Annotated in this window: 6 protein-coding genes; all 6 read left to right on the top strand. The window is 43.3% G+C overall.

Features of this window, described 5'->3' with window-relative positions:
* Positions 1–6 precede the first annotated feature (6 nt).
* The 6 genes from GO495_RS28260 (at position 7) to GO495_RS28235 (ending at position 10,259) form a co-directional block, all read left to right on the top strand.
* Positions 7–783, top strand: coding sequence for an adhesin (locus GO495_RS28260; protein ID WP_157303307.1), 777 nt, complete (start codon positions 7–9; stop codon positions 781–783).
* Positions 784–785: 2 nt separating this feature from the next.
* Positions 786–3,470, top strand: coding sequence for a hypothetical protein (locus GO495_RS28255; RefSeq protein ID WP_157303306.1), 2,685 nt, complete (start codon positions 786–788; stop codon positions 3,468–3,470).
* Positions 3,467–6,019: a contractile injection system tape measure protein gene (locus GO495_RS28250; RefSeq protein WP_157303305.1), complete on the top strand. Its 2,553-nt coding sequence runs from the start codon at positions 3,467–3,469 to the stop codon at positions 6,017–6,019. The genes GO495_RS28255 and GO495_RS28250 overlap by 4 nt, the downstream gene beginning before the upstream one ends.
* Positions 6,004–7,350: an ATP-binding protein gene (locus GO495_RS28245; protein WP_157303304.1), complete on the top strand. Its 1,347-nt coding sequence runs from the start codon at positions 6,004–6,006 to the stop codon at positions 7,348–7,350. Before GO495_RS28250 ends, GO495_RS28245 begins: the two co-directional genes overlap by 16 nt.
* A gap of 338 nt (positions 7,351–7,688) precedes the next feature.
* The gene (locus tag GO495_RS28240; RefSeq protein ID WP_157303303.1) at positions 7,689–8,342 is read left to right on the top strand and encodes a DUF6266 family protein; all 654 of its coding nucleotides are present in this window, start codon (positions 7,689–7,691) and stop codon (positions 8,340–8,342) included.
* A gap of 288 nt (positions 8,343–8,630) precedes the next feature.
* Positions 8,631–10,259: a L,D-transpeptidase family protein gene (locus GO495_RS28235; RefSeq protein WP_240915357.1), complete on the top strand. Its 1,629-nt coding sequence runs from the start codon at positions 8,631–8,633 to the stop codon at positions 10,257–10,259.
* Positions 10,260–10,320: the final 61 nt, after the last annotated feature.

The raw sequence follows: 10,320 nt of genomic DNA, 5'->3' as shown, positions 1-10,320 counted from the left end.
ATAGTTATGGGAACTAAAAATAACCAGAAAATATTTGGTCGTGAAGAGTTGAAAGAACATTTTAAGAATGGCAGATTACCCACAGAACAACATTTTGCACATCTCATAGATTCTACTATCAATAAACAGGAAGACGGTTTTTCGAAAGATGAGGAGAATGGTATGTTGGTAGCTGCATTGGGTAATTCAAAAAGACTGGTATCTTTTTACAAAACCAATGACGACCTGAAACCTTTTTTCCTGATAGAAAAAGATGAAAGGGAAAAGGCAGCCTTGCGATTCCAGTCGTCTGCCTCTCCGGATGAAAATGACGATAAGAGTTTTTTCTTCCACACGGACGGTAGTATGGGAATCGGGAAGACATGCGATCCTGATCATGCACTGGATGTAAATGGTTTTGTAGGAATGGAGGGAAGAGTGGGTACGTACCTCTCCGGTACAGTAGAAGCAAACGGACACTGGCATTCTATTGTAAAAGGACTGAATAATTGCAGTGCCTTTGAAGTGATGGCAAGGACAGGGCTTAAAGGCTCGGGGAAGTTTGCGATCACACATGCAATAGCATTGACCGCGTTTGGCAAATCCAGGGGTAAGATACGCCATACTTCTGCTTACTACGGTTTCTGCTGGAACAGGATCCGTTTACGCTGGGTAGGCAGTACCCGTAATTATGATTTACAGATTCGCACAGGCAGTAATTATGGAACGGGTGTAGAGATCTATTATAAGATTACAAAGTTGTGGGATGATGACGCATTTATGCCACTGTCTTATCGTTATTAATTATGGCAAAGGAGCCGATACAGATTTCAAGGGATAAAGAAAGGAATATTACGCTGGATGCCGAAAGGCTTCGGGCCAGAGGATTGGCTATTATACAGGAATTATCCGGTCACGTATGGACGGATTATAACCTGCATGACCCTGGTGTAACAATGCTGGAACAGCTCTGTTATGCCATTACGGATCTGGCTTATAAAACTGATTTTCCTATAGAAGAAATACTGGCGGATGAAAGAGGTCAGATCAATCCGGTAGCACATTCTTTCTTTAATAAAGCGGAGATACTCAGTACAAGGCCCGTAACCGTCAAAGATTATTGTAAGCTGGTATTAGACCAGGTATCAGAGGTGGAGAATATCTGGATTGAAGCAGTATCCCCTGTGTATACGGCCGGTGCCAGTAAAGGTATTTACCGTGTAATGGTACAGCCCTGTGATACGCTTTCCGAAGGTCCGGACAAACTGATCGCAGACGTACGTAACTGCCTGTTACGCAACAGGAACCTGGGAGAGAATTTTGAAGAGATCATCGTATTAACGCCACAGCATATTTCCGTAAAAACGGAGATACTGGTAGATGGCCATCAGAATGTAAAAGAGACCGTTGCCTATATCTGTAACGCTATTGAACATGTTATCCATCCCCCCGTAAGATTTTTATCAGAAGCCGAATTATTAGTACTCGGTTATTCTACAGAAGATATTTATACCGGCCCTTTACCTGCCCGCGGTTTTATACCGGACAGTGATTTACAGAAGAGAGCCAGCCAGATAGACCCCGCAGATCTTGTAAAAGCTATTTCAATGATCTCCGGTGTGTTACAGGTGAAGTTCCTCTACATTAGTTCAGACGGGAGTGATTACTCCGGCAAGCCATTGCAGGTGCTGCCCGGGTATTATCCTTATATCAATATTGAGGATAACAAAAATGATATCGGTATTTACAGCGACCAGTTTGAACACTATGCCAAGGATGGTGTATTCTGGAATACCTATGAACGCATCAGGGAAGTAAAGAAAAGACATTATACAGGGCAGCAGCGCGGACTGGCAGATAACAGTCTGAAAGCGCCCTATCGCAATATATCCCAGTACTATTCATTACAGAATTATTTTCCGGGTATTTACGGAACAGGAGAAGAAGGTATTGCCGAAAGTGAGCCGGCAGTACGCAAAGCACAGGTGAAACAGTTGAAAGCATACCTGTTATTCTTTGAACAGTTACTGGCCAATTACCTGGCCCAGTTGGGGAATATGGAATCTTTCTTTGCCGCTGACGGCACGGCCACCTACTTCGCACAGGGATTGTTCGATGTACCAAGAGTAGCGCCGTTATTGCGCGACACGTATATGGAAGCGTTGACGAATGCGGTTGAAAGTCAGGTGACCTTTGAAGAGAGGAAGAATAAAATACTGGACCATTTATTGGCCAGGTTCAATATTACACTGATAAAATATCCGGTAACCTTATACGATAAGTTATATGGCGGAACGAATGTCATCAGATGGAAAGCGGATATCCTGCAACATTTGCCAACAGTGGCTTCCGGCAGGGTGCAATCGTTTAATTATTTAGATGATTTTGCCCAGAGCGGTATCGTATCCGGGTATCAGCAATGGCTGGGAAAACTGCTGCATATCAATAATAATAACGGTCAGCCATTAACGAATGTGTTTAAACAGGAGCATGTGGCGATGAAAGTAAACCCTTATGCACATACACCTGTAACAAAGGAGTTGCATATAGGTGGAGAGAAATTCCGGATGACAGATAATGTGCCCGATGATCAGCAGTATTTCTTTGGGCATCAGCCCATCTCTATTTTAAAGTACGGGGTAGATGCTGCCAACTACAGGGTGGTAGCAGATACCGGAGAAGACCATTACCTGGTATTATATAAAGAGCCTGCGCAACATACATGGCAGGCAGTAGCAAAGCATCAGCAGAAATCTGCGGCAGTGAATGCACAGCATGATATGATCAGGCACCTGCAGCAACTGAGTATTTCTTCTGAAGGTTTTTATGTTGTAGAACATACTTTATTAAAACCTTTGTTTAAAACGTCTGCTTTTGGTTTTAATATCAAAGGCGCGGGAGATCAGTTACTGCTGGAACAACGTTATTACATGACGTTTGAAGAACGGGAGAAGATCATGGCTTCCTTAATGGAGAATAACTGGCAGGAATTATCTTATGAAGAGATGTTTAACCAGCTATCCACCTGGTGCCGGATATACGCCTATAACGATGGCGTAGCCACACCGGTGACTACCGTTGATTTCTCCCAGCCGGCACACCGCGAGGCCGCAGAGCAGGCGATGTTTAACCTGGCATTGAACATCGGGCAGTTACAGAAAAAGACAACACTGTATTATCCGCGTATAGAGTATACTATTAAAATGGCGAACGGGAAACTGTTGCCTGAATCCTTCTTCAAATTTGGCCTGACGATCGTATTTCCTTCCTGGCCTGCCAGGTTCCAGTATACGGAATTCAGGAATTTTGCAGAGGAACTGATAAAGGAGAATACGCCTGCGCATTATAACATCCGTTTCAAATGGCTGGGTGTGGCCGCCATGCATACTTTTGAAGATAGTTATTATCCCTGGCTGGAAGGATTGAAAGATTACTTCAGCAGCGGTTCTCCCGTAATTGCTACCGACAGGCTTATTGATCTTATTGCGTGAACCTGATCCGTAAATATACTTTTGATCTCCATTTTACGGAGAGAGAACTGGCGACTGCCTTGCAGGATACGATCAGCCGGGTCTTTAATGCCGGTATAGCCGGTGACACGGAAACTCTCCTGGACCGCCTGTTATCCTCTTCTGAAAGCCTGTGGCTGGACACACTGGAACTGGACCTGGGTGTTATTGCTTATGATAACATTGAACGGGACCTCAGCCGATGTATCATGGAAGCCCTGGAAGAAGCATTGAAGGATAAGCTGGTGAGAAAAGAAGAGGAACAATCCGGCAGCCTTTATTTCCAGACAGAAACCGACAGGGAGTTTGCATTGATAGCCCATTATCTGCAAACAGGTACTTTACCCTGGTGGGCAGCTGATGTAATCCTCGAAGATGTTATTTTAAGGCTCATTAAAGACTTCCGCTTTGCCCGTTTCATACTGGACATCGCAAAGCCGGATTATGTGATAAAAAGGATCGTGTATCATTTTTCCGCTTATGTGGTAGAGCAGATCATTACCGCATTGGAAGAGGAGCAGGCTGCTTTCATTTTTGGATATACAAAAGAAGTAATCGCACTGCAAGGCAGGCAATCTGTTATAAAAACGGAACAGAGTGAATTTGAGAAGGCCGTGTGGATGTTTGTCCTTACCTACCTTGTTACAGAGAACAGCGGTCAGTTTAACAGGAAACAGTTCATACGCAGGAACCTGGAAAGGCTGGCATTGCATTTCAATATAGATTACCAGTTGTTGCTAAATACTTTCCGGCAGGCAATGGACTTTTATAAAAAGGATATTCCCGTAGGGTCTTTTACTTCCTTTATTAAGATTTTATATGAGGAGAATGGCACGCAATTATTACAGGAAGTATATCAGGAATTAATAAGTAACGAACAAGCTCTACCCGGCAGAATAAGCTACCAGGAAGTACCGGGAGAACCCGTAAACGTATTCGTGCCGGGAATTACCCGTGTATCTCCTGATATCCCTTTGCCATTGTCCTGGATAGGTTACGACAGTATTACCATACAAGCAGAAAGGCAGGAAGTATGGCAACAGGCCATTAACCTGTTTACGATATTTATTACCGGGCAGCAGTTACCTTACTGGTTTGCCGGATTACCCGAAGCAAGACAGGCTATATTGCTGCGGCAGGCGGTGATATTACTTTTCAGGAAACGTCCTATGTTACTCGCGGATTTATGGGAACATAGCGGTTATACAATAACTGCCAGGTTGTATGTACATCAACTGTTTGAGAAACCCGTCTCTCCGCTGGAAGAAAATATCCGGAAGCAGTTACAGGCGTATGCAGAAAAGGATACGATTACATTTTTTCAACAGAACCTGGGAGATACGTTTATACAACACCGTGAAAACTTCCTGGAGATATGGCAGCAGTATCACGACAGACCACCGTCTGAAAGACTGGCTTTCTACCGGAAGATATTATCCGCAACAGTGGTAGTACAACAGGTAGCTTTAAATTTACCGGAAGATGATTTCTGGGTGCTGATGGAAGATGTACCTTCTTTATGGGATAATCATACCATTGCTGCGTTACAGCAATGGCAGCAACTGATGGAAGGGATGCTGGCAGATAACCTGGAGCGGGAGCGGGTGCGGTTATTATTCCGGCAGTTTAACCTGCAATGGTTAGCGGGCAAAGTACAGGTAACGGATACTGTGTCTTATGTACGCGAATGGCTGGTGTTCCTAAATAGTTTTAATGAATCTGCCACAAGGAGATTATTAAGCGTTATGGCTAATAGCGGCACAATGGATACCCGGCCGTTTATGCATATACAGGCAGTAATACCGGTTATGGTGGAGCAGGCTGTGATATTGATAAAAACCGGTAGCGCAGTGGCAATACCTGCACTCAGGCCAGCCGGGAATCCCCGCTTATCTTCACAACAGCCTTCACGCAAAGCAGATCATCAGTTGATATTACCTGCTGATGTATTGCGTCTGAGACAGGAGGAATTCATAAAAAAGAACTACCCCCGCAAAACACCCCGGCCAATTGCCACTTCCGAACAGGAAGGTATATACGTGAATAATGCCGGGCTGGTATTATTACATCCTTTCTTTCATACCTATTTTACCCGGCTGCAATTAATTACTAACGGAAAGTTTAATGATACCACAGCACAGCAGCGTGCTATCCATTTATTACAATTACTGGTATATGGCCATTCGGAACAACCGGAACATGCGCTCGTCTTAAATAAGGTCCTTTGTAATTTCCCGATGGAAATGCCTTTGGAACCCATACAGTTTACAGAAGATGAAAAGCAGTTATCATTACAACTGATAGGTGCTGCTACCCAACAATGGGAAAAAATGAAGAATACAAGTGTGGAAGGTTTCCGTGCATCATTTCTGCAAAGGGATGGTGTTTTATGGCAAACGGATGGCGACTGGTATCTGAAGGTGAAGTCGCGCAGTTATGATATTATACTACAGACACTCCCATGGAGTATGGGCATGATCAAGCCTTCCTGGGCAGATAAAATACTTTATACAGAATGGATATTCAGTTAGCAGAGGCGAATGCTGCGGCGCTGGGCCGCGAAACGGAATGGTTCCGGCAGATACTGGACCTGCGGATGAAAAGTTACTTTGAGCAGCAGGGAATCGCCGCTCCTGATCCCGTTGCACCTGACTTAACCGGCGATCCTTCCGTATATGCGCAGATCATCAGGCATTATAATATGAATACTGCTGAGCGGCTGGTATTACAATTAGCCATATTGCCTCATATACGTCCGCAATTGCTCGATCTCTTTTATATCAAGAACAGTACTTACGACCGGGGATTTACCGAATTTGGGGGTATTAAGGGGCAACAACATGGTGGTTTCCTGCCTACGGGAGAAACGGCAGCCTTTTTAACCGCCTGTAATAACCTGACATTACGTTTTCAGCTGATGCAGATGTTTGGTCCGGACCATTTTTTTGCCAAACACCAGATCCTGAAACTGGTGACCGCCCATGCTGATGAACCCTTGTTAAGCGGGGCCTTGCAGATGACCCCGGAATACCTCAGTTACTTTACACTGGGGACCGCCCATAAACCGGACCATAATCCGAACTTCCCTGCCAAACGTATAGAAACAGGACTGGGTTGGGAAGACCTTGTACTGGATACACATACCATGTCAGAAGTAGAAGAGATCCGCACCTGGGTGGAACATGGTAATACACTCATGAAAGAGTGGGGGATGGAGCGTAAAATCAAGGCCGGCTACCGGGGATTGTTCTATGGCCCTCCGGGAACAGGTAAATCACTTACGGCCTGTTTGCTGGGCAAAACCTTCCAGATGGATGTATACAGGATAGACCTCTCCATGGTCGTTTCCAAATACATCGGTGAAACTGAAAAGAACCTGGCCGGTGTTTTTGACCAGGCAGCCAATAAAAACTGGATACTGTTCTTTGATGAGGCAGATGCGCTCTTCGGTAAACGAACCAACACCAGCTCTTCGAATGACCGCTATGCCAACCAGGAAGTCGCCTACCTGTTACAAAGAATAGAGGACTTCCCCGGATTAGTGATCCTGGCTACCAATCTGAAGGCAAATATTGATGAAGCGTTTGGACGGCGTTTCCAATCGATGATCTATTTTCCGGTACCAGGTCCGGAACAACGGTTACGCCTCTGGCAACAGGCCTTTCCCGCGAATGTGGATTACGAAGAGAAGCTGTCACTGGAAGATATTGCAAAGAAATATGAAATGTCCGGCGGATCTATTATCAATGTGACCAGGTATAGCTGTCTTGCTGCCTTAAAAAGAAACAGTGAAACGATTCTGCTGAAAGATGTAATGACAGGCATCCGCAAAGAATTCGGTAAAGAAGGAAAAACTGTCTGAGAGTGGAACATACTTTGAACATAGCCTGGATATAGGTTGAACATACTTTGATGCTTCGGAGCGGAGATGACCAAAGTATGTTCAACCTATGTACAACGTATGGCCGATTCCATAAGACTCCCCGATGTCTCTATACTACACACTAAAAATTCTGTTAAATGTTGGATCTGTGTAGATAAGTTACACAGATTGGTCTTAATTTCGCCATACGAATTGAAGGAAGGAAAGGACGCTTACCATTTGTTGAAAAACACATCCAATTTGTCGCAATCAGCTACAGTTAACCCTGATTTAACCCGCGTAGCACACTTATTTTCAAAATTTAAAAACAACATTTAATGGCACGTTTAAATAATGGCATTTTAGGAGGCTTTGTGGGCATAGTAGGCAACCTGGAAGGTTATATGCTCAATGGGAGACAGATTATCCGCAGCCGCCGTAAAAAGACCACAAAACCACCTACAGAAAAGCAGTTGGCATGGAGGCAAAAAATGGTACAGACACACCAGTTTCTGGGTGCTTTTACAGATTTTGTAAAAGCAGGCTTTACTTATGCTACTACTGGTAAAGATCTTACTCCATACGCAGCAGCAGTAGGTTACCAATTGAAACATGTTTTTAGAGGTGAGTACCCCAATTATACGATAGATTATACACAGGCGCGACTAACCGAAGGCCCAATAAGCACGGAGGGTATTGACGCTGCAGTAACCATACAGGGTAACAAATTAATATTTACCTGGACCCCTGACCTGAGTTATACACACGGCAGTGATCGTGTAATGCTGCTCGGCTATTCACCTGTACTGAATGAAGCAGTGTATAAGTTATGTGGCGAAAGAAGAAGCACAGGTACGGATGTATTGATACTGTCAGATGCAACCTGGAAAGGCAAAACAATTGAAACTTATCTATCCTTTATCAGTGAAAATGGAATTAAGTGTACCAACAGTATTTATATGGGTACTTTAATATCAATGTCGTTTAGTTAAGCTCCGTTAGAGCTCCGTGTTTGTAGTAAAAATTAATCTTCTTTTTAATAGAATCTAAGGGGTCTGTGTTTTGTTGTTTAATGCGTTGGCTACAAACACGGTGCTAACGGAGCCTATTATGTTTGTTACAAAAAATACGGGGTTCAACTAAACAGTATTGTATAACATTTTATCATTATCTGGCAAAATAATACCCATTCTGCGGAATAAGAATGGCCGGGAATGTTCACATTTCATAATAGATAAGCCCGTACCGGCATAGGCATGTCTTTTGTTAAGTCTTTTATTATGAAGCATTTAATGATCTTATTGTTCGCTGTGGTTACAGTAGCCATTGGCTGTAAACAGCATAAAAAAGGAGCAGATAATAATAATGAAAACGAGCAAAGCACAGAAGTTGCCGTTACCCCAAGAAATACCAGCATCACTACAGGCAACGCTTATAATGATCTCTTCCTGGATACTATTGCGGTAGAGAAATTCATCACTCAGCAGAAATTAAATGATACGATTGCCAACAGGCTGCGTAGCTTTTATAATGCACGTAATTTTGAATTCGCCTGGTTTGATACAAACGGGTTGAACGAACAGGCTTATGGCTTCCGTAGCTTATATGATTATAGTGTAGATACCAGTGAAAGTAATAAGTCGCTGGAATACCGCCTGAATGCTTTTATGACCGGCGATATTGATTCCAGCATTTCTGCAAAAGACTTCAATATCATTAAAACAGAACTGCAATTAACACAACGTTTCATTGCTTATTTCAAAGATGCTCACAAAGATAGTGACACCTGGGTTGCAGATATGGAGCAATTCGTCCCTTCACAGAAACAGGAAGTATTAAAACTGGCAGATGCAGTGTTATCCGGCAAAAACAAGGAACATAAGTCAACACGCGGTATATACGGTCCCCTCTTAACACAGTTAAAAACATATACAGACTTTGCTAAAAAGGGTGGGTGGGACAGTATTCCAATTGAAAAGAAAAAATACAAAACAGGAGATAATTCTCCGGTGATAGCTGCTGTTAAAAGACGTTTACAGATAACAGGGGAATTAGCCGGTAAAGATACTACAGGTGTATTTACAGATACATTGGTGGAGGCGCTGAAAACATTCGAAGCTACGCATGGACATACTCCAAGAGGTGTTCTGAACGACTCCTTATTAAGAGAAATGAATGTACCGGCTATACGTTTAGTGCAGACATTACTGATCAATATGGAAAGGATGCGCTGGATGCCGGCAGAACCGGAAGGAAGACTGATTATGGTCAATATACCAGAGTTCATGCTGCATGTATATAACGGCAATAAAAAGGAGTTCGATATGGCTGTAGTGGTAGGAAAAGAAGGTAAAAGTACGACCATGTTCTCCGGTAATCTCAACCAGGTTGTATTCAGCCCATACTGGAATCTGCCTAATAGTATTGTGAAAGAAGAAGTGTTGAAATCGATGAGCCGCAATAAGAATTACCTGGCGCAGAAACATATGGAAATAACAGGACAAAGAAATGGTTTACCTGTTATCAGACAATTACCCGGAAAGGATAATCCATTAGGCCGTGTGAAGTTTTTATTCCCCAATAGTTTTAATATCTATTTCCATGATACCAATCAAAAGGATTTATTTAACCGCGACCAAAGGGCTTACAGTCATGGTTGTATCCGTATCAGCGATCCGGTAAAAATGGCTGATTATGTTCTTTCGGATAACGCCAGATGGACGCCCGAAAAGATTGACAGTGCAATGAATAGTGGTAAGGAAAAGTATGTGAGAGTGAAAGAACCGGTGCCTGTGCTGATCATGTATTACACCGCTTTTATAGATGAGGGAGGGCACTTACATTTCTTACATGATATCTATGATCATGACATAACAATGGCCCCGAAGATGTTCTCTGACCCTAAATAGTTTTTTTGTGATGGAGCAAAGCTCCATCACAAAAAAATGCTCTTTGATCAGCTGACGTTGA

Source organism: Chitinophaga oryziterrae (assembly GCF_009758125.1).
GTDB lineage: Bacteria > Bacteroidota > Bacteroidia > Chitinophagales > Chitinophagaceae > Chitinophaga > Chitinophaga oryziterrae.
Note: the sequence above shows the minus strand (reverse complement) of the source record. Positions and strands in the feature narration are given on the sequence as shown.